Origin of the sequence: Brevundimonas sp. (genome assembly GCF_041911375.1) — a bacterium.
GTDB lineage: Bacteria > Pseudomonadota > Alphaproteobacteria > Caulobacterales > Caulobacteraceae > Brevundimonas.
On sequence record NZ_JAYRPA010000073.1, the window covers coordinates 77,795 to 98,045 of the forward strand.

General features: G+C 68.5%; 17 protein-coding genes and 1 pseudogene. 13 read left to right on the plus strand and 5 right to left on the minus strand.

Annotated elements, in window-relative coordinates; translation table 11 throughout:
* Positions 1–74: 74 nt before the first annotated feature.
* Positions 75–2,366: an ATP-binding protein gene (locus ACE3PU_RS12650; RefSeq protein ID WP_374390316.1), complete on the minus strand. Its 2,292-nt coding sequence runs from the start codon at positions 2,364–2,366 to the stop codon at positions 75–77.
* A 150-nt stretch (positions 2,367–2,516) separates the two neighbouring features.
* Here ACE3PU_RS12650 and ACE3PU_RS12655 point away from each other — a divergent pair, with 150 nt between their 5' ends.
* From ACE3PU_RS12655 to phoB, 6 genes are all read left to right on the plus strand, one after another.
* The gene (locus ACE3PU_RS12655) at positions 2,517–3,950 is read left to right on the plus strand and encodes a sensor histidine kinase (protein ID WP_374390342.1); all 1,434 of its coding nucleotides are present in this window, start codon (positions 2,517–2,519) and stop codon (positions 3,948–3,950) included.
* A gap of 118 nt (positions 3,951–4,068) precedes the next feature.
* On the plus strand, positions 4,069–5,499 hold the full coding sequence (pstC, locus tag ACE3PU_RS12660) for a phosphate ABC transporter permease subunit PstC (RefSeq protein WP_374390318.1): 1,431 nt from the start codon (positions 4,069–4,071) through the stop codon (positions 5,497–5,499).
* Positions 5,492–6,793, plus strand: a complete 1,302-nt coding sequence (gene pstA / locus ACE3PU_RS12665; protein ID WP_374390320.1) for a phosphate ABC transporter permease PstA — start codon at positions 5,492–5,494, stop codon at positions 6,791–6,793. The genes pstC and pstA overlap by 8 nt, the downstream gene beginning before the upstream one ends.
* A 4-nt stretch (positions 6,794–6,797) precedes the next feature.
* On the plus strand, positions 6,798–7,742 hold the full coding sequence (gene pstB, locus ACE3PU_RS12670) for a phosphate ABC transporter ATP-binding protein PstB (RefSeq protein WP_374390322.1): 945 nt from the start codon (positions 6,798–6,800) through the stop codon (positions 7,740–7,742).
* A gap of 4 nt (positions 7,743–7,746) precedes the next feature.
* A complete protein-coding gene (gene phoU, locus ACE3PU_RS12675; RefSeq protein ID WP_249750862.1) occupies positions 7,747–8,478 on the plus strand; it encodes a phosphate signaling complex protein PhoU in 732 nt (243 codons plus the stop codon).
* Between the two features lie 20 nt (positions 8,479–8,498).
* Positions 8,499–9,191 carry a phosphate regulon transcriptional regulator PhoB gene (phoB, locus tag ACE3PU_RS12680; RefSeq protein ID WP_374390325.1) on the plus strand — a complete coding sequence of 231 codons (693 nt, stop codon included), beginning with the start codon at positions 8,499–8,501 and terminating at the stop codon, positions 9,189–9,191.
* 108 nt (positions 9,192–9,299) lie between these two features.
* On the opposite strand, the gene ACE3PU_RS12685 is transcribed toward phoB, so the two are convergent.
* Positions 9,300–10,223: an Hsp33 family molecular chaperone gene (locus tag ACE3PU_RS12685; RefSeq protein WP_374390344.1), complete on the minus strand. Its 924-nt coding sequence runs from the start codon at positions 10,221–10,223 to the stop codon at positions 9,300–9,302.
* A 202-nt stretch (positions 10,224–10,425) separates the two neighbouring features.
* Between ACE3PU_RS12685 and ACE3PU_RS12690 the strand changes: the two genes are divergently transcribed.
* The 4 genes and pseudogenes from ACE3PU_RS12690 (at position 10,426) to ACE3PU_RS12705 (ending at position 15,791) form a co-directional block, all read left to right on the plus strand.
* Positions 10,426–11,868, plus strand: a complete 1,443-nt coding sequence (locus ACE3PU_RS12690; RefSeq protein WP_374390327.1) for an SDR family oxidoreductase — start codon at positions 10,426–10,428, stop codon at positions 11,866–11,868.
* Between the two features lie 119 nt (positions 11,869–11,987).
* Positions 11,988–12,515 (plus strand): annotated as a pseudogene (locus ACE3PU_RS12695) (HAD-IB family phosphatase); the annotation flags it as partial.
* A 135-nt stretch (positions 12,516–12,650) separates the two neighbouring features.
* The gene (gene serA / locus ACE3PU_RS12700; RefSeq protein WP_374390346.1) at positions 12,651–13,880 is read left to right on the plus strand and encodes a phosphoglycerate dehydrogenase; all 1,230 of its coding nucleotides are present in this window, start codon (positions 12,651–12,653) and stop codon (positions 13,878–13,880) included.
* 87 nt (positions 13,881–13,967) lie between these two features.
* On the plus strand, positions 13,968–15,791 hold the full coding sequence (locus ACE3PU_RS12705) for an autotransporter domain-containing protein (protein WP_374390329.1): 1,824 nt from the start codon (positions 13,968–13,970) through the stop codon (positions 15,789–15,791).
* A 19-nt stretch (positions 15,792–15,810) separates the two neighbouring features.
* Here ACE3PU_RS12705 and ACE3PU_RS12710 read toward each other — a convergent pair whose 3' ends face one another.
* Positions 15,811–16,365, minus strand: a complete 555-nt coding sequence (locus ACE3PU_RS12710) for a GGDEF domain-containing protein (protein WP_374390348.1) — start codon at positions 16,363–16,365, stop codon at positions 15,811–15,813.
* A gap of 132 nt (positions 16,366–16,497) precedes the next feature.
* Here ACE3PU_RS12710 and purE point away from each other — a divergent pair, with 132 nt between their 5' ends.
* Positions 16,498–16,989, plus strand: coding sequence for a 5-(carboxyamino)imidazole ribonucleotide mutase (gene purE / locus ACE3PU_RS12715; protein WP_374390332.1), 492 nt, complete (start codon positions 16,498–16,500; stop codon positions 16,987–16,989).
* Positions 16,990–18,072 carry a 5-(carboxyamino)imidazole ribonucleotide synthase gene (locus ACE3PU_RS12720; protein ID WP_374390334.1) on the plus strand — a complete coding sequence of 361 codons (1,083 nt, stop codon included), beginning with the start codon at positions 16,990–16,992 and terminating at the stop codon, positions 18,070–18,072.
* Here ACE3PU_RS12720 and ACE3PU_RS12725 read toward each other — a convergent pair.
* Positions 18,069–18,716 carry a COQ9 family protein gene (locus tag ACE3PU_RS12725; protein WP_374390336.1) on the minus strand — a complete coding sequence of 216 codons (648 nt, stop codon included), beginning with the start codon at positions 18,714–18,716 and terminating at the stop codon, positions 18,069–18,071. The two genes, ACE3PU_RS12720 and ACE3PU_RS12725, sit on opposite strands and share 4 nt — an antisense overlap.
* Positions 18,717–18,903: 187 nt before the next feature.
* Here ACE3PU_RS12725 and rpsU point away from each other — a divergent pair, with 187 nt between their 5' ends.
* Complete coding sequence (rpsU, locus tag ACE3PU_RS12730) at positions 18,904–19,146, plus strand: 30S ribosomal protein S21 (protein ID WP_087120183.1); 243 nt, start codon at positions 18,904–18,906, stop codon at positions 19,144–19,146.
* 64 nt (positions 19,147–19,210) lie between these two features.
* On the opposite strand, the gene ACE3PU_RS12735 is transcribed toward rpsU, so the two are convergent.
* The coding region (locus ACE3PU_RS12735) for an ABC transporter permease (protein ID WP_374390338.1) at positions 19,211–20,251 on the minus strand (1,041 nt) is incomplete at its 5' end.

Below are 20,251 nucleotides of genomic sequence, written 5' to 3' on the forward strand. Positions count from 1 at the left end.
TGTGAACCCTCGAATTCAAGAGCGCGGGCTATTACACGCATCGCGTCGGGCGCGCAACCGCCTATGGCCGCGTTTCAGGCGGCCTGCGCCTGATCCTGGACCACTGCGGCCGGATCGGCGACCATCGCCAGCAGTTCTGCGGCATTGAAAGGCTTGGCCAGGTGGCGGTCGGCCCCGGCCGCGCGGCCGGCGGCGATATGCTCGGGCATGGCGTTGGCCGTCAGCATCACGATCGGCGTGCGCGGGGCCCCCATGGCCGCTTCGTGCAGGCGAATCTCGTGGGTGGCGGTCAGACCGTCCATCACAGGCATCTGCATGTCCATCAGGACTAGGTCGAAGTCGTGGCGACGGAAGGCCTCGACCGCCTCGGCGCCGTTCTCGGCAATCACGATCTGAACCGGAGCCTGGGCCAGGATCAGTTCGATGACGCGGCGGTTGGTCGGATGATCGTCCGCCACGAGCACCTTCGTAATGCGCGAGATCACCGGTACGGCCGCCGCTACCGGCGAGGCCGACGCCTCGGGCGCGTCACAGCGGTTCAGCGGCAGCGTCAGTATGAACGAGGACCCGCCGCCGGGCTCGCTCTCGCAATCCAGGTCGCCGCCCATCATGTCCGCCAACTGACGGCAGATCGACAGGCCCAGGCCCGATCCGCCGAACTTGCGCGTGATGCCGCCGTCGGCCTGCTCGAACCGCTTGAACAGACGGGCGCGCGTCGCCGCGTCAAACCCAAGGCCTGTGTCTTCCACCGCGAAGCGCAAGGTGGGGACGCCATGCCGCTCGGGCCCCATCTGGACGGTCACGCTGACGAAGCCGCGCGTGGTGAACTTCACGGCGTTGGAGATCAGGTTGGTGAGCACCTGCTTCAGGCGGACTGCGTCGCCACGCACCCACATCCCTTCGTCCACGTCGATGTCGACATTGAAGTCGAGGTGCTTCTCGCGGGCGTTCTCGGCGTAGAGCTGCGCGGCTTCGCGCACGGCGCCGGCCAGGTGGAAGGCGTCTTCCGTCAACTCCAGCTTCCCGGATTCGACGCGCGCCAGATCCAGAATGTCGCTCAGCAGGGTCTGCAGGCTGCGGCCCGACGACTGGATCAGGTCCAGCATCTCGCGTTGCTCGGCGTCGAGTTCCGTCTTGGCCAAGGCCTGGGTCAGGCCGATCACGCCGTTCAGCGGCGTGCGGATCTCGTGGCTCATATTGGCCAGGAACTGGCTCTTGGCGACATTCGCGGTCTGGGCGGCGTCACGGGCCTCGACCAGGGCGGCTGCATCGCGCTTCAGGTCCGTGATGTCGGTGCAGACCGTGACCACGCCGCCCTCGGCCGTACGGCGATCCTGCACCCTCAGCCAGCGATCGCCCAGTACACGTTGTTCCAGGGTGGCGGACGGCTTGCGGCGCTGGGCCAGCCGCTCGGCCATCCATTCCGCCTCACGCCCGACGGCTTCGTCGTAGCGGCCTTCGTCCAGGCCGATTTGCAGGATGTCGCGGAAGGACAGCCCGACGGACAGCTGGGTTTCCAGTTCGCTATTCACCTCGGCGTAGCGCGCGTTCCACAGCACGAGCCGATCATTCGAATCGTAGAAGGCCAGCCCGTCGGGCATGGCGTCGACCGCCTCGCGCAGCTGACGAAGCGCGCCCGTGCGCGAAAGGTGGTTCATCCAGGCGGCCAGCCCGACGGCCCAGCCTATGCCGATCACGGCGACCAGGGTCAGGGTGTTGACGATTTCGGGCGAAAGGCCAGGCGAGTAAGGCCGTCCGGCGTCCGGCGTCAGCGTCACGGCGGACAGGGCCAGCAGATGCAGCACCAGGATCGCGCCGGCGTTGGCCAGCGCAAGCGCCGCCAGGCGGCGGGCGGCCCCCCGGCGGTAGAGGTATCCGGCCGTGGCGGAGATGGCGACGGCGACGACCACCGACAGCGCGATCACCCAGGGGTTCCACTCCAGCGTCGCGGGCGCGCGCAATCCGGCAAGGCCGACGTAATGCATGACGCCGACGCCGACGATGCCCACCGTGCCGCCCGCGGCCTTCATGCGGCGGCTGTCCTCCAGGAAGGACACGCCGATGCCCAGCGCCACCGCGCCGATGCAGAGCACGAAAGAGGTCAGGGTCAGCGCCAAGTCATAGGTCACGGCCTCGTCGAGACCGGCGACATAGCTCTGCATCACCAGACAGTGCGTGGACCAGACCGAAGCGGCGGCGGTCACGGCCGCCAGACGGCCCGGGCGCCGGCCCCGTGCGCCGCCCCAGGTCCACGCCCGGTTCATCAACCAGAAGGCGGTGCTGAGCCCCACGACGCACACGGTCGCGGCCAGCGCGATCAGGCGCCAGTCATGACTTTCGGTCAGGCTTTGCAGAACCCTATCCACGGCGCCCCCTTCCCAGAATGACAGCTTCGCCGAAAGTCCTAAAGAAAAGGTGCGGCGCTGAGGTTTACGGCCTTCCCACTGTCGGCGCGCCGTCATGAAATCCGTGCAAGGATGACCGCTCAACCGCTGCTCTTCGGATTCGCGCCTGCCATGCCCTATGAGGTTTCGCCATCGCCGGTCGCGCCGACGTCCACTTCGCGCCTGTGGACGATCGGCGCCACCGTGGCGATCGCCGTCGCCGTGATGCTCAGTCTGGCGGTGCTGCACCCCCCGCTGGCGCCGTGGCTGATTGGCGGTGCGGTCGTGGTGACGGGCTCAGCGTGGTTGCTCAATACGCCGGTGCGGCTGGCCGAGATCGAGCCGGTTCGTCTGGACGAAGCGATGGACGCCGCCCCCGCCGTGGCGTCCGCCGACCTGCTCGACCGGGTTTTCGAGGCCCTGGAAGATCCCGTTCTGATCGTCAGCGGCGGAGAACCCGACGACATCGCCGGTCGGCGCATCGTGATCGCCAACCAGGCCGCTCGCGACCTGCTGCGCATCCAGCGGCAGGGCGGTTTGCTGGTCCAGGTGATCCGGGAGCCCGGCGTGCTGGAGGCGGTGGACGAAGCCCTGTTCGGCGGGGTGGCTCGGGCGACCGACTATACGACGGGCGGGCAGAGGGACCGGCGCTGGCGCGCCTGGACCCGGCCGCTGGGGGGACAGGGCGCCGACGGCCTGGCGCTGGTCGTGCTGCGTGACGAGACCGACGTGCGGCGCATGGAGATGATGCGAGTCGATTTCCTCGCCAACGCCAGCCACGAGCTGCGCACGCCGCTGGCCTCGCTCAGCGGCTTCATCGAAACGCTGAAAGGCCATGCGCGCGATGATGTCGTCGCGCGGGATCGGTTCCTGGACATCATGGCGGCCCAGGCGGACCGGATGAGCCGGCTGGTCGCGGACCTGCTCTCGCTCAGCCGGATCGAGCTCAACGAGCACATTCCGCCGTCGGGCCGCGTCGATCTGGACCGCGCCGCCGGTGACGTCGTCGACGCCGTCAGTGTGATCGTCCAGGCCAAGGAGGTCGCCATCGCCCTGGATCAGGGAGAGGCGAGGGCGTCGGTCAGCGGCGATCGCGACGAGATCGTTCAGGTGGTCCAGAACCTGCTCGACAATGCGGTGAAATACTCGCCCGTGGGCGGAACGGTCGAGATCACGGTGCGCGCCGATCTGTCGTTCGAAGAGGCCTGGGCCTCACGGATGCCGGGCGCCACGCGACTGCCGCTGGTGACCCCCGATCGCGCCGGCGGCGTTCATTACGCCGCCGTGACGGTGCGGGACCATGGCCCCGGCATGGCGCGCGAGCACCTGCCCCGCCTGACGGAGCGGTTCTACCGCGTCGAAGGCCAGAAGAGCGGCGATCGCCAGGGCACGGGCCTGGGGCTGGCGATCGTCAAGCACATCATGAACCGCCACCAGGGCGGGCTGGTGGTCGAAAGCGCGCCCGGCCTGGGGGCCGCCTTCACCGCATGGTTTCCGATGGCGAGCGAACGGCGGACCGACGTCGCGTCGCCTCGACCGGCCGACCTCGACCCGCTGGCGCTGTAACCGAACTGTCACGAAGCCGTCTTAATCCGCTGACCATTCGCGGGCAGAAGACGCGCCACGTTGAACCCGGATTTTCCGGGCGCCTCGACGATTCGCGCATGCCCGTCCCGGACCCCGAATGATCTGGTTTTCCCTGCTGATCCTTGTGGCGCTCGGCGCGGCCGCCTTCATCGGCGCGCGCGCCCTTGCGCAGAGGCGATTCCAGGGCGTCCGCGCGCATTCGCGCCCCGGCCAGCACGGCGCCTACGCCCTGATCTGGGTCGCCGCGCCTGCGCTGCTGGTGCTGCTGCTTGCCGGCGTTTTCGCCGCGCCGCTGGAGCGGCAGCTGACCACCGCAGGAACGCCGGACAGCGTCGCCGCGCTGGAGCCTTTCCGTCGTGAGGCCTTCTTCGCCGACGCCCACCGGCTGGGCCGCGGCGAGCCCGCCCTGCAGATCTGGGAACGCCCCCTGGCCGAACAGCTGCCGGTCGAGGCGCGCCGTATGGTGCGCGTGGAAAGAACGCTTCAGTGGGGCGGCGCCATCGCCGCTGTGCTGGCCGCGCTCATCGGCGGCCTGTTCGCCTACACCCAGATCCGCCCTCAGGTCCGCGCCCGCAATCGGGTCGAGGGCTGGGTCTGGGGCGCGCTGTTCGTCTGTTCCGCCGTCGCGGTGCTGACCACGGTCGGCATCATCGCCTCGCTGGCGTTCGACGCCTTCCGCTTCTTTCAGTACGTTCCGGTCGGCGAGTTCCTGTTCGGCACGCAGTGGAGCCCGCAGGTGGCGATCCGCGCCGACCAGGTTGGGTCGACCGGGGCGTTCGGGGCCGTTCCGCTGTTCGCGGGCACCTTCCTGATCATGCTGATCGCCATGTTGGTCGCCGCCCCGATCGGCCTGCTGTCGGCCATCTATCTGTCGGAATACGCCGGGCGCACCTCGCGCGCCGTGATCAAGCCGGTGCTGGAGATCCTGGCCGGCGTGCCGACGGTGGTCTACGGCTTCTTCGCGGCCCTGACCGTCGGGCCGGCCCTGCGGGTGTTCTTCAACGAGATCGGCCTGTTCCTGATCGGCGGCCCGCTTGACGGGCTGGGCCAGTATCTGGCGCTGGTCCAGAACCAGATGGCGCTGACCGCCGGCGCCGTGATGGGCATCATGCTGATCCCGTTCGTGTCGTCCCTGTCGGACGATATTCTGAACGCTGTGCCGCAAAGCCTGCGCGACGGATCCTTTGCGATGGGCGCCACCAAGTCCGAAACGGTTAAGCGCGTGCTGCTGCCGGCCGCCCTGCCGGGCATCGCCGGCGCCCTGCTGCTGGCGGTGTCGCGCGCGGTCGGCGAGACCATGATCGTGACCATGGCGGCCGGCTTGGCCGCTAATCTGACGCTCAATCCGCTGAACACGGTCACGACCGTGACGGTGCAGATCGTCACTCTTCTGACCGGCGACCAGGAGTTCAACAGCGCCAAGACCCTGTCGGCCTTTGGACTGGGCCTGACCCTGTTCCTGGTCACCCTGATGCTGAACATCGTCGCCCAGCGCATCGTCCAGACCTACCGAGAGCAGTATGACTGACGCGAGCCCCGAACAGATCGGCGCGGCCGCGGACAAGCGCCTTGCGCGCCTGCGCTCCGGCCTGAAGCGGCGCCATGCACGCGAGAAGCGGTTCAAGCTGTACGGCCAACTGGCCATCGGCGCGGCCGTGGTCTTCCTGGTCATCCTGCTGGGACGGATCTTCGAGCAGGGTCATACGGCCTTCTACACCCACACGGTGACGGTGCCGGTCTACATGGACCCCGCGCGGGTCGATCGCGCCTATCCGCAAGGCACCAACTTCGAGCAGTTGGCCGCCGAACAGCAACTGGCGCGTTGGGGAATCGCCGACGATGCGCGGGGGGACGTGTCGCGCGACATGCGCAACCTGTTCTCGTCCGAGCTCAAGTTCGTCGCCGCCGACCTGGTCGCCAGCCGTTCCGACGTCATTGGCGAGACGGTGCCGCTGGCCGCGCCGCTGTCCGACGACGCCGACCTCTACCTCAAGGGCGAGATCTCCCGCGACGTGCCGCAGGAGCAGCGCCGCCTGAACGACCGCCAGATCGCCTGGCTGGACCGGATGCAGGCCGAAGGCGTGGTCGGTTCGCACTTCAACACCGCCCTGTTCACCAACGGCGATTCGACCCAGCCCGAGGTCGCCGGCGTCCTGGGCGCCGTCGTCGGTTCGGCCCTGATGCTGATGGTCACCGCCCTGATCGCCATCCCGCTGGGCGTCGGCGCCGCCGTCTGGTTGGAAGAGTTTGCGCCCAAGAACCGCTGGACCGACATCATCGAGGTCAACATCAACAACCTCGCGGCCGTGCCTTCGATCGTCTACGGCCTGCTGGGTCTGGCGTTGTTCATCAACTGGATGCACCTGCCGCGCGCCAGCCCCATCGTCGGCGGTCTGGTGCTGGCGCTGATGGCCCTGCCGACCCTGATCATCGCCACGCGCTCGGCGCTGAAGGCGGTGCCCCCGTCGATCCGCGAGGCGGCTCTGGCCATGGGCGCGTCCAAGACCCAGACCGTGTTCAGCCACGTCCTGCCGCTGGCGATGCCCGGCGTCATGACCGGCGCCATCATCTCCATGGCCCACGCCCTGGGCGAGACCGCGCCGCTGCTGCTGATCGGCATGGTCAGCTTCGTGCCCGGCGTGCCGCACGCCATCGACCAGCCCGTCGGCGCCCTGCCGTCGCTGATCTACATCTGGGAGAACGCGTCGGAGCGAGCGTTCCACGAACGCACCGCCGCCGCGATCATGGTGCTTCTGGCCTTCATGATCGTGATGAACGCTGCGGCCATCATCCTGAGGCGGCGCTTCGAGCGTCGGTGGTAAGAGAATGAAATTCCGTATTTTCCGCGCGCCCGACGGCCAGAACGACGGTGGCGATCCGACCGAGGCGCCGCGCATGGGCGGACAGGTCCTGCCGCAGGCGACCCCCGCCCGCAACGAGGGCCGCACCGAGCAGCGTCTGGAAGACGCCGAGCCCGTCACGGGGCCGACCGTGGTCGACAGCCCGCCCGAGGGGCCGATCAAGATCGCCGCGCGTGACGTGTCGGTCTTCTATGACGGCAAGCAGGCGCTGTACGACGTCTCGCTGGACATTCCGGACAAGACTGTCACGGCCCTGATAGGCCCGTCAGGCTGCGGCAAGTCCACCTTCCTGCGGACCATGAACCGCATGAACGACACCATCGCCGGCGCCAAGGTCACCGGCCGGATCGCCATGGACGACGAGGACATCAACGATCGTTCGATCGACCCCGTGCTGCTGCGCGCGCGCGTCGGCATGGTGTTCCAGCGTCCCAACCCCTTCCCGAAGTCGATCTACGAAAACGTCGCCTACGGGCCCAAGATCCACGGTCTCGTCAGCGCCAAGTCCGAGATGGACGGCGTCGTCGAAAGCGCCCTGAAGCGCGCCGGTCTGTGGGACGAGGTCGCCGACCGCCTGCAGTCCTCGGCCATGGGGCTGTCGGGCGGCCAGCAGCAGCGCCTGGTGATCGCCCGGGCCATCGCCGTGAACCCGGAAGTCATCCTGATGGATGAGCCGTGCTCGGCCCTGGACCCCATCGCCACGGCGCGGATCGAGGAGCTGATCGACGAACTGCGCGAGCGCTTCTGCATCGTCATCGTCACCCACTCGATGGCCCAGGCCGCGCGGGTGTCGCAGCGCACCGCCTTCTTCCACATGGGCCGCCTGGTCGAGACCGGCGACACCGAGACCATCTTTCAGAATCCGCGCGAGCGGCGCACGCTCGATTACATCACGGGACGCTTCGGCTAATCCGATGAACCAGCACACGGTCAAGGCCTACGGCGACGAACTGAACCAGATCACGGCCGAGGTCGCCCGCATGGGCGGCCTGGCCGAGGCCCAGGTCGCGGACGCCATCGACTCCGTCGCCCGACGCGACATCGCCCTGGCGCGCGCGGTCGTCGATCGCGACCTGAAGCTGGACGCGCTGCATCGCGATATCGAGAAGAAGGCGATCCGGCTGATCGCGCTGCGCCAGCCGGTCGCCAGCGACCTGCGCAAGACGCTGGGCGCCATCAAGATGGCCTCGGACCTGGAACGCACCGGCGATCTGGCCAAGAACATCGCCAAGCGGGCGTTGATCCTGGCCGAGGTGGAGCCGATGCAACCGCTGACCCGCTCGATCGAGCGAATGGGCCGGCTGGTGTCGAACCGCCTGCGCGACGTCCTGGACGCCTACACCGCCTCCGAGATCGACCGCGCCGTCGCCGTCTGGCAGACCGACGACGAGGTGGACGAGCACTACAACGCCCTGTTCCGCGAACTGCTGACCTACATGATGGGCGACCCGCGCACGATCGGCGCCTGCACCCATCTGCTGTTCATGGCCAAGAACCTGGAACGGATCGGCGACCACGCCACCAACATCGCCGAGACGGTCCACTATGAGATCACCGGCGACGAGATCGTCGGCGACCGTCCGCGCGCCATGCCGACGGCCGAGGACGAATCCCCGACCCCCAACCTGTCAACCGATACGCACTGAGCCGAGCCCGGAGAACCGACGTGCAGCCCTATATCCTTGTGATGGAAGACGAGGACGCGCTGGCGACCCTGCTTCAGTACAATCTCGAGAAGGAAGGCTACGACGTCACCGTCGCCTCCGACGGCGAGGAGGGGATGCTCCAGGTCGAGGAGCGGCTGCCCGACCTGGTGCTGCTGGATTGGATGCTGCCCAAGCTGTCAGGCATTGAGGTCTGCCGCCGCATCCGCGGCAAGGCCGAGACGCGCAATCTGCCGATCATCATGCTGACGGCGCGGGGCGAGGAGAGCGACCGCGTGCGTGGCCTGGACACTGGCGCGGACGACTATCTGACCAAGCCTTTCTCGATGGTCGAGCTGATCGCGCGCATCCGCGCGGTCCTGCGCCGCATCCGGCCCGGCCTGGCCGACGACCGGTTGAACCACGGCGACATCGTCATCGACCGCGTGTCGCACCGGGTGAAGCGCTCCGGCCAGGAGGTGCACCTGGGGCCGACCGAGTTCCGCCTGCTGGACCACTTCATGCAGCATCCGGGCCGGGTGTTCAGCCGCGAGCAGCTGCTGGACGCCGTGTGGGGCTCTGACGTCTATGTCGAGGCGCGCACCGTGGACGTCCACGTCGGACGTCTGCGCAAGGCGTTGACCATCGGCGACGACAGCGCCAATCCGATCCGCACCGTCCGCTCGGCCGGCTATTCGCTGGATCTGGAAGGCTGAGTTCCAGCCGCACGCGCGAGCCTGGCGTTACCCTGCCTCATGACAGGGGCCAGGCACATCTTCGGCAATGTCGTCTTCATGCTGGTCTGACGACGGAGCGGCGACGCCTCAGATCTGCGCCGCCACCACTTCGTCGGGCTCCAGCGCATAGACGGTGGAGCAGTATTCGCAGGTGACGCGAATCTTTCCGTCGTCCTCGACCATGTCCTGGCGCTCTTTCGGGTCGAACGACGCCAGCACCGAAGCGATGCGGTCCTTGGAGCAGCGGCAGATCGCCGCCAGGGCGCGGGGGTCCTCCAGCCGCACGCCGTCTTCGTGGAACAGGCGGAACAGCAGGGTCTCGGGACTGATCGTCGGGTCGATCAGCTCGTCGTCGCCCAGGGTGTGGAACAGCGCCCGGGTCCGTTCCCAGACCTCTTCCGTGGAGCCGCGCGCGGCGTCGCCGGCGATGACCTGGATCATGGCGCCGCCAGCGCGCCACTGTGCGCCTTCCTCGGTCAGAACCGACCCGACTGCCAGGCGGACCTTGGTGGGGACCTGCTCGGACTGTTCGAAATAATGCTCGGCGCACAGCGACAGGCTTTCGCCCTCGATCGGGGTGATGCCCTGCGTGCGCTCGAAGTCCGGGCCGCGGTCCAGCGTCATGATGAACACGCCCTTGCCCAGCAAGGTCTGGGCGCCGGGCCGCGCGAAGCCCCCGGAGGCGGCCTCGACCTCCTGCGGATCATAGCGGCAGTAGCCGCGCAGCGAACCGTCCGTGCCGTAATCAGCGACCACATAGCGGACCGGGCCGTCACCCTGGGCCTGGACCAGCAGACGTCCTTCGAACTTGAGGCTGGAGCCGATCAGGGCGGCGAGGGCGCAGGCCTCGCCCAGCAGGGCGGCCACCGGCTCCGGATAGGCGTGGGCGGCCAGGATCGTGTTGATGGCGGCGCCCAGGCGAACCAGGCGGCCGCGCACGGGCCAGCCCTCGATCTGGAAGGCGGCCGCCAGGTCGTCGGAAATGGAAAAATTGGGCGCGTGATCAGTCACGGCGGCGTCCTTGCTGGTCGTCATTTCGGGATCGCGGCTATTTAGGCGCCCGGAGCGGCGATGATAAGACCCTGTCGTCCTGCAGGGAACGTCTGGCTGCGGCGTCCCGTTGCGGATTGGACAAGGCTGCACCATCGGCTGCACAAAGCGCCGATAGATCCGCCTCGGCACAGAGGCGGCGTGGAAACGAGCCCAGCAGGAGATGCGCGTGAAACCCACCATGAAGCCGCTGAACAAGCAGGCCGTTGTGGTCACCGGCGCAACGTCCGGCATCGGCCTGGCGACAGCGCGACGCGCGGCGCGCGCCGGGGCCTGCGTCTTCCTGATCGCGCGAGGCGAACAGGATCTGCGCGCCCTGTGCGAGGAGCTTCAGGCCGAAGGCGCGCGGGTCGCCTGGTCCGTCGCCGACGTGGCGGACTATGAGTCGCTGGCCGCTGCGGCGGACAAGTGCCAGCGCCTGTTCGGCGGCTTCGACACCTGGGTGAACAATGCGGGCGTGTCGATATTCGGTCCCATCCGCGAGACGACCCTGGAGGACCAGAGACGCCTGTTCGAGACCAACTACTGGGGCGTGGTGAACGGCTCGATGGTGGCGGTCGAGCATCTCAGGGGGCGGCCCGGCGGCGGTGCGATCATCAACGTCGGCTCCATCCTGTCCGACGCACCGATGCCGGTCCAAGGCGTCTATTCCGCGTCCAAGCACGCCGTGAAAGGGTTCACCAACGCCTTGCGGATGGAGCTGATCCGCGAGCGGTCCCCGATCGCCCTGAGCCTGGTCAAGCCGTCGGCGATCGACACGCCGTACAATCGCCACGCCCGAAACCTGACGGGGCAGGCGGTGCAGAACCCCCAGCCGGTTTACGCCACCCATCTGGTCGCCGACACCATTCTGTACTGCGCCAGCCACCCGATACGCGAGATCACCGTGGGCGGCGGGGGGCGCGTCATAGCGTCTTTCTACTCAGCTTTGCCGGGGATCGCGGAACCTCTTTTCGCGCGGTTCGCTCCTTCGCTCATGCGGGACCGTCGTTCCGCGTACCAGCCGTATGACGACGGGCTTTACGACCCGACCGAGGACGGCCTCGATGAAGAGGTTCATTACCCCATGGTTCGAAATTTCAGCGCTCTCGCCGAAGCCCGCAAACACCCTGGCGTCACCGCCGGAGGGCTGGCGCTGATCATCCTCGGCACGGCCGCCGCCGTCTATCTGACCCAACGTTCGGGCCCGACACGGTACCAGCGCCTGAAGAGCCGCGTCGATCCGCGCGGATGGATCGACACCGCCGAACTGCGCGGCCGTTTCCACGACGCGCTCGACGCCTTCCGTCATGGGGCCGAGGATTTCGGTGAGCGCGCCGGGGATTACACCCGCGGCGCCCGCCATCGGGTCGCCGACGTCGCCGCCGATGCGCGCGACCATGCCGACGACTGGTTCCGTTCGGCGCGGTCGGGTTCGAAGAAGGCGCTGAAGAAGCATGGCAAGGCCGCCCGCCGCCATGTGGACGAGGCGGGCGCCTACGCTCGCGACCATCGCCGGGAGGGGGGCGCCCTGCTGGCGGTCGCCACCATCGCCGCCGTCGTCGGCGCGGCCGTGCTGGAAAGCCGCCGCCCTGACAGCCAAGTGCGCCGGATCGCGCGATTCTGATATTTCCATGCCGCCCTTCGCCTGATCCTGGCGATCGGCGGCATGAATCAGCTCCGCTGCCGAGCGCTCTCAGCAGCGCTCGGCTTTGCCGCGCCTGCGAAGGCGGCTAAGAGGGCGCCATGAGCGCGCGCCCGACCCTGATCTTCGACTTCGATTCGACCCTGGTGGACTTCGAGACGCTGGAGGCGCTGGCCGATATCGCCCTGGCGGACGCGTCGGATCGCCAGGCCGTCGCCGCGCGGATCGCCACCCTGACGAACCAGGCCATGGCGGGGGAGATCGCCTTCGGCGACGCCCTGCGCCAGCGACTGGCGCTGCTGCCGTTGACGCGCGAACATGTTAAGGCGCTGGCGGCGAGGGCGCTGGATCATCTGACGGCCTCGGTGCGCCGGAACCAAGCGTTCTTTCAGGCCAACGCCGGCCGCGTCATCATCATTTCGGGCGGCTTTCGCGAGGTGATCGCGCCGGTGGCGGAGGCCCTGGGCGTCAAACCCGATCGCGTACTGTGCAACGATCTGACCTATGACGATATGGGTCGCGTGACGGGCGTCGACGACGCCAATCCGCTGTCGCACGCCAACGGCAAGCCGGCGGCGATTCACGCCTTGAAGCTGTCCGGACGCGTGGTGATGGTCGGCGACGGGTGGAATGACGCAGAGGTCAAGATCGCCGGCGCCGCCGACGTCTTCTACGCCTTCACCGAGGTGGCGCGGCGCCCCGCGGTGGTCCAGGCTGCCGATGCCGAAGCCGCCTCGCTGGACGAGGTGCTGCACGCCGAAGGGCTGGCGGGCCGCTGGTCGTTTCCACGCAGCCGCATGAAGATGCTGCTGCTGGAGAACATCCACCCTGCCGCCGTCGAACGGCTGGAAGAGGCGGGCTATGCCGTGGAAACCGCCAAGGGTGCCCTGGACGAGGACGATCTCATCGCGGCGATCCGGGGCGTCCACGTCCTGGGCATTCGCTCCAAGACCACGGTCAGCCGCCGCGTGCTGGAGGCGGCGGACCGCCTGATGGCCGTCGCGGCCTTCTGCATCGGCACCAATCAGATTGATCTGGAGGCGGCGTCCGACCACGGCGTGGCCGTGTTCAACGCCCCTTATTCAAACACCCGCTCGGTTGTCGAACTGGCCATCGGCCTGATGATCGTGCTGATGCGCGACGTGCCCGACAAGTCGGCGGCCATGCACCAGGGGCGGTGGAACAAGTCCGCCACAGGATCGAAGGAGTTGCGCGGCAAGACGCTGGGCATCGTCGGCTATGGGGCCATCGGCAGCCAACTTTCGGTCCTGGCCGAAAACCTGGGCATGAGGGTGGTGTTTTACGACCTGTCGGAGCGACTGGCCCTGGGCAATGCGCGGCGGATGCGATCGCTGGACGCGCTCTTGGCCGAGAGCGACGTGGTGACCCTGCACGTCGACGGCCGGCGCGAGAACAACGCCATTTTCGGCGCGGCCCAGTTCGCCCAGATGAAGGAAGGCGCGCTGTTCCTCAATCTGTCGCGCGGCCATGTCGTCGACGTCGGCGCCCTGGCCCAGGCCATGGGCGCGGGGCGTGTCGCGGGCGCGGCCGTGGACGTGTTCCCGGAGGAGCCCCGCACCAATGCGGATCCGTTCGAAAGCCCGCTGCAGGGCCTGAAGAACATGATCCTTACGCCGCACATCGGCGGCTCGACCGAGGAGGCGCAGGAGGCCATCGCCGAGTTCGCGGCCGAACGCCTGCTGGGCTATCTGAACCGGGGCGACACCACCTTCAGCGTCAATCTGCCGAACGTCCAACTGGCCGAGGTTTCGGGTGCGCACCGACTGCTGCACATCCACCGCAACCAGCCGGGCGTGCTGGCCGAGCTGAACCGCGCGCTAGCCGCCGCCGGCCTCAACATCCTGGGTCAGCATCTGAAGACCGACGAACGCACCGGCTACGTCATCACCGACGTGGACCGCGACTACGACCCCGAAGCGTTGCGGGTGCTGAGGACGGTGCCGGGCACGTTAAAGTTCCGTACTCTGCATTAAACCTTCCCTTGCGGCATCTTGCGCTTGGCGCGAACAGGCGCAGAGTGACCGCAACGGCCGCGATCATGACGGCCGCGGGAGGAATAAATGCCACGCTTCGTCACCGGCGGCGCCGTCGCCGCCCTCGCGCTCGCCGCCTGCGCCTTCGCCGGCGCGGCCTCGGCGCAATCCTATGATCGTCTGGTCGTCTTCGGCGACAGCCTCAGCGACAACGGAAACCTGTATCTGGCGACCGGAAGGACGACGCCCGCCTCGCCGCCATACTTCCAGGGCCGCTTCTCCAGCGGTCCGGTCTGGACCGAACTGCTGGGTTTCAACGCCGCGAACTTCACCGGGCCGGTCACGGGCAGCATCAACTATGCGTTCGGCGGCTCGCGGACCGACGCCTCGACCACGCCCCCGCCGGGGATGCTAGCGCAACTGGGCGCCTATACCGGCCGGGGCGGACGCTTCGGCGAGGGCGACCTGGTCACCGTGCTGGGCGGCGCCAACGACATCTTCCAGACCCTGGCGCTGGCCGGCGCGTCCACCGCGCCTCTGGCCTTTATGAACACCGTCACCAACACCGCCTCCACCAACGTCAACACCCTGGTCAATACGGTGGCCGGGGCCGGGGCGGGCACGATCCTGGTGGCCAATCTGCCGAAGCTCAGCCTGACGCCGCAGTTCCGTTCGCCCGCCGGCGCGCCCGCCGCCGGTCTGGCGGACGCCGCCGCCGGCAACTTCAACGCGACGCTGATGACCAAGCTGACCGCGACCGCTGCGGCCCGGCCGGGCAGCAACATCATCCTGATGGACCTGTTCAGGATCGGCGACGCGATCGCCGCGGACCCGCAGGCCTTCGGCGTCAGCAACGTCACCGAGGCGTGCTTCAACGAGGTGACGCGAACCGTCTGCGCGAACCCGTCCAGCTATTTCTACTTCGATGGCGTGCATCCGACCGCGACCGGGCATCAACTGATTGCGAGGCTGGCCAACGACTATCTGTTCTATGCCGACATCGGCTCGCAGGCGACGCTGGCGGGTGAAACCACCTTCCGCCATCGCGGGGACGCGCTGGATGCGGCGAGCGCGGCGTTCTCGGGCCGTCAGGCCCGGACCGCGGGCGTGTCCCTGACGGGCTCGGCCATGGTCGACAGCGCCGACTATGACGCGCGCGGCGCGGTGACGGACGCCTCGTCCGACGGCTGGGGCGGGCGGATCGCGCTGGAAGCGGGGCCGTCCGAGGCCTGGCGCTTCGGCGTGGCCGGCACGGCGCGCGTCACGGATGTGGAAAGCCAGGCCCTGAACTTCGAAGTCGAGACCTTCGGCCTGGATCTGTACGCGGGCTGGCGGTCGCCGTCGGGCGTCTTCGTCAACGGCGTGGTCGGGGCCGCGCGCGACAACATCGACGACATGAAGCGCATCACCGGCCTGGGCCCGATCGTGCAGAACGCCGAAACCACGGCGACCAGCACCGGCGCGCGAGTGCAGGCGGGAACCTGGTTCGATCTGGGCGGCGTCGCGCTTTCCCCGCGCGCGGCGGTCACGTGGACCTCCAGCAAGGTGGACGGCTATTACGAGCAGGGCCTGGCCGCGCAATATGAGTATGAGGACCGCGAGGTGAAGGCCCTGAGCGGCGAAGTCGTCCTGCGCGCCGAGGCGGAAATGGGCGGCTTCGGCCTGTTCGCCGAAGGCGGCTATCGAGACGCGCTGGATGACAGTTCCGACCCGATGCGCATCGGTATTCGCAACAATCCGGCCCAGGTGCTGGAGCGGGAGATCGAGGAGCCCTTCGGCGGCCAGTTCCTGGCCTCGGCGGGCTTCGAGGGCGACGTCGGGCCTGTCCGGGTGACGGTGGGCTATCGCGGCCGCTTCGGCGACCACGCCGACAGCCACCTGGGCGGAATTCAGCTGCGGCTGCCGCTTTAGGCCGGACGCGGAAGGGGCCTCAGCGCCCCTTCTTTCGCACCCACATGGCGGCGTCGGCCTCGGCCAGCCAGACCTCGGGATCTGCGTGGCCGTCCCAGGCGCGCACGCCGAACGAGCCGCCCAAAGGCGCGCTGTCGCCGTTCCAGACAAACGGCTCGGCTTCCAGCCTTGCCGCCAACTGGCGGGCCTTGGCGCGTCCTTCCTCCAGGCCGGCGTTCAGCATCAGGAGCGCGAACTCGTCACCGCCGAGCCGGCCCACCGCATCCGATTCCCGCAGGTTGGCCAGCATCAGCTCGGCGACGCGGACCAGCGCTGCGTCGCCGGCGGCGTGACCCAGACGGTCGTTGACGCCCTTGAAGCCGTCCAGATCCAGATAGAGCAGCACGGCCGGAACGCGGTGGCGGCGGCAATAGGCGATGGTCCGCTGCATCACCGCGACGAATCCGCGCCGGTTCAGCGCCGGCGTCAGCACGTCATGATCGGCCGCCGCCTCCGCCGCCTCGGCGCGGCGGCGCAGCAGATCGACCTCGGCGCGCAGGCGCTCGATCTCGGCGTTCAGGTCGATATCGGCCACGTCGGTCAAGGGGCGGCAAGGCTCCGGGGAGCGCGACTCAGTCGGTCGCGCGACAAGGCAATGCTAACGCCGTTGGTTGCGGGCGCAACGCGCGTGCTGTAACGGGCGCCTTTCCGTGAGGGGCCCGAACGCATGGCGACTTCCGAAACCCCGGTGGCGATCATAATGGGCAGCCGGTCCGACTGGCCCACGATGAAACTGGCCGCCGATCGGCTGGACCAACTGGGCGTCGGTTGGCAGGCCCGGGTCGTCAGCGCGCACCGGACGCCCCAACGGCTGGTCCAGTTCGCGACGGGCGCCAAGGCCGAGGGCTTCAAGGTCATCATCGCCGGGGCAGGGGGGGCCGCCCACCTGCCGGGCATGGCCGCGTCCATGACGGAACTGCCGGTTCTGGGCGTGCCGGTTCAGTCCAAGGCGCTCAAGGGCATGGACAGCCTGCTGTCGATCGTCCAGATGCCCGCCGGAATTCCGGTCGCCACCCTGGCCATCGGCGAGGCGGGGGCCGCCAACGCCGGGATACTGGCGGCGCAGATTCTGGCGCTGTCGGACGCCGCCCTGGCCGAACGCCTAGCCGCCTTCCGCGCCGCCCAGACCGATTCCATCGCTGAAACCGTCGAGGACTGAGTGCCCGATCTGCCGCTTCCCCCCGGTTCGACCATCGGCATCTTGGGCGGTGGCCAACTGGGCCGCATGCTGAGCCAGGCCGCCTCGCGCCTGGGATTCGACGTAGTGATCCTGGATCCCGAGGCCGACAGCCCCGCTGGCCGGGTTTCGGCGCGCCAGATCGTCGCCGCCTATGACGACCCGGAGGCGTTGACCGCCCTGGGCCGCGCGGCGGACGTCGTGACGTTCGAATTCGAGAACGTCCCCGCCGCCTCCATCGAGCGACTGGCCGAGGCCGGCGCCCTGGTCGCGCCGGGGCCGACGGCGCTGCGGGTGTCGCAGGATCGGGTGGACGAGAAGACCTTCCTGAACGCCGTCGGCGCCCCGACGGTGGACTTCGCGGTGGTCGACACTTTGGACGACCTGGTCGTCGGCCTGACGGCGCTGGGTCTGCCGGCGCTGTTGAAGACCCGGCGCGAAGGCTATGACGGCAAGGGCCAGGTGTGGATCCACGCCATAGAGGACGCCCCTGCCGCGCTGGAAAGCCTGGGCGGTCGCGCGGCTATCCTGGAGGCCAAGGCGACCTTCGTGCGCGAGTTGTCGGTCATCGCCGCGCGCGGCTGGGACGGCCATATGGCGGTCTATCCCCTCGGCGAGAACCGGCATGAGGGCGGCGTCCTGCGCACCACGCTGGCCCCCGCGCCCGTCGACGAAAAGACGCAGGTGCGCGCCCGCGCCATAGCCGAGGCCATTCTGGACGGACTGGACTACGTGGGGGTGATCGGGGTCGAACTGTTCGACCTGGGGGACGACGTGCTTCTGGTCAACGAGATCGCGCCGCGCGTCCACAACACAGGCCACTGGACCCAGGACGGCTGCGTCTGCGACCAGTTCGAACAGCATATCCGCGCCGTCGCCGGCTGGCCGCTGGGACCGACGTCGGCCCACGCCCGGATCGAAATGAAGAACCTGCTGGGCGACGAAGTCGAACAGTGGCGCGCCCTGTCCGCCCAGGCCGACGAACGCCTCCACCTCTACGGCAAGGCCGAGGCGCGGCCGGGTCGCAAGATGGCCCATGTGAACCGGGTGTTGGGGGCGGTCTAGACCCGCGGCCCGTATCGCATCCGGCTCAGCGTGTCCAAGACCTTCCGGAACGGCGCCTCGAAGTCCTTGCCCGCCTTCCACTTCTCGAAGGCCATGACGTTCTCGATGCGGCGAGCGACAAAGGCCTCCGCCGCCTCGCGGCCTTCGAACCAGCGCATGGTCAGGGCGGGGATGAGTATGCCCGACAGGATGGTCCGCTTCGAATAGTGGTTCCAGTCCGTCGCTTCGTCTCCGGCCCAGCGCCAGAGGTGGTCGGCGGTCTCCCACGCCAGTTTCAGCCCCAGGTCGGCGTTGGTCGGCAGCGCCAGGAAGGCGGCGCAGCGACGCGTGGCCTCCAGGTCGGCGGCGCCCGCCTCCATCCGTTCGGACACGGCGCGGGCGATTCGCTCGCGAATCTTCAGGGACTTGGCGTCGATCCCGCCCAGGGCCTCAAGCGCGCGGGCGTCGTGGCGGCGCGATAGCAGCGCGGCCAGGTCGCGTGCGCCATTGGGCAGCAAAAGCTCCTCGTCGCCAAGCGACAGGCCGCACGCCTCGCACGCTTCGCGGACCAGCCGGGCGTTCCAGCCCAGGCCGGGCGCGCGGGCGATCGCGGCGTCCAGAACGGCGTGTTCGGTCTGTTCGGCCCAGTCGGTGCTGTCGGTCATGGCCCGACCATACGCCTGTGGCGCGGGCGTTTCGAGCCTTCAAGAATGGTCGCGACGATCTGGACAGGACAGGGCGGCTCGTGTATCAGCGCGCCTTCATCCGAGAGCCCGGCTTGCGGAATACGATTTTATTTTGTTCGCCCGTCTCCCTCACAGGACGCGGCGGGCGGCCAAAGGAGAGTTCAACCTGGTACAGATTTTCGTTCGCGATAATAACGTCGATCAAGCGCTGAAAGCCCTCAAGAAGAAGATGCAGCGCGAAGGCAGCTTCCGTGAAATGAAGCGCCACGTGCACTATGAGAAGCCGTCGGAAAAGCGCGCCCGTCAAAAGGCCGAGGCTGTCCGTCGCGCTCGCAAGCTGGCCCGCAAGCGCGCCCAGCGCGAGGGTCTGCTGCCCGCGCCGAAGCCCCGGGTTCCCGGCGGCCGGTAAAGGCCCAGGCGAAAGCCGCAGGATTTGAAGGCCGCCTCCGCAAGGAGGCGGCCTTTTTCGTCGCCTACGCCCGGCCCGTGATGGCGCGGCCGAAAGTCTTCCAGCTCAGCTTCACGTCCGACAGGGCGCCCGCGCGGAAGGCGCGGCCCGCGATCCACACCATCACGGCGGCGGTAGCGAACATGCCGATCAGCGTCAGCACGATCTCGATCAAGGGCGGATGGGCCGGCGCGCGCGCGCTCATCAGGAAGGGCGTGAAGAAGGGGATCCACGACAGCACCTTGACCACGATGGCGTCGGGCGTGCGCAGGGCCATCTGCATGACCAGGATGGGCACGACCAGCACCATCATGATCGGGCCCATCAGGGTCTGGGCGTCGCGCGGCGTCTCGCAGAAGGCGCCGACGGCCGCGAAGAGCACCGCGTACATCAGATAGCCGCCGACCATATAGGCGACGAAGTAGAAGACCATGCCGTCGCGCAACAGGGCCTGGCCCACGTCCACGGCGACGTCGGGCGCGGCGGACAGCAGGCTGAAGGCGCCGATGCCGCCCCAGACCCCCAGCACCGTCAGCGTCAGAAGCGCCACGCCCAGCACCTTGCCCGTCAGGATTTCCGTGGCCGACGCCGAGGACAGCAGGATCTCCAGGATGCGATTCGACTTCTCCTCCATCACGCTGTTCAGCAGGATGGAGGCGCCGGTCAGGATCAGCGACCACAGGATGAAGCCGGCCCCCAGGCCGATGAAGGACGGCAGCCGGTCGCGCAGCGACACCTCGCCGCCGCTGGCCGCATTGGGGGAGAAGGCCTTCACCTCGGGCCGGAAGGCCTCGACCTCGGCGATGACGGACGACGGCACGCCGGCGGCGCCCAGCGTGTCCTCGCGATAAGCGTCGCCCAGCGCGTCGCGGACGAAGCCGGCGACGTTGTCGTCATTGGTCCGGCTGGTCCAGACCTGGGCGGCGGGCTTGCCGTCCGCGCGGGTCAGGAAGACGACCGCGTCCAGGCGGCGGTCGTCGGGCGCCTGCTTGTCCAAGGCGTCGCGGATCGCCTGATCGCGCGCCGGGCCGGCAGGCGCATCCGCGATGGCGGGCGGCGGCGCGAC

Coding starts and splice junctions, on each gene's coding strand:
- ACE3PU_RS12655 (WP_374390342.1), top strand. CDS start 2,517: ATGCCCTATGAGGTTTCGCCATCGCCGGTCGCGCCGACGTCCACTTCG.
- pstC (WP_374390318.1), top strand. CDS start 4,069: ATGATCTGGTTTTCCCTGCTGATCCTTGTGGCGCTCGGCGCGGCCGCC.
- pstA (WP_374390320.1), top strand. CDS start 5,492: ATGACTGACGCGAGCCCCGAACAGATCGGCGCGGCCGCGGACAAGCGC.
- pstB (WP_374390322.1), top strand. CDS start 6,798: ATGAAATTCCGTATTTTCCGCGCGCCCGACGGCCAGAACGACGGTGGC.
- phoU (WP_249750862.1), top strand. CDS start 7,747: ATGAACCAGCACACGGTCAAGGCCTACGGCGACGAACTGAACCAGATC.
- ACE3PU_RS12690 (WP_374390327.1), top strand. CDS start 10,426: ATGCGCGTGAAACCCACCATGAAGCCGCTGAACAAGCAGGCCGTTGTG.
- ACE3PU_RS12705 (WP_374390329.1), top strand. CDS start 13,968: ATGCCACGCTTCGTCACCGGCGGCGCCGTCGCCGCCCTCGCGCTCGCC.
- purE (WP_374390332.1), top strand. CDS start 16,498: ATGGCGACTTCCGAAACCCCGGTGGCGATCATAATGGGCAGCCGGTCC.
- ACE3PU_RS12725 (WP_374390336.1), bottom strand. CDS start 18,716: ATGACCGACAGCACCGACTGGGCCGAACAGACCGAACACGCCGTTCTG.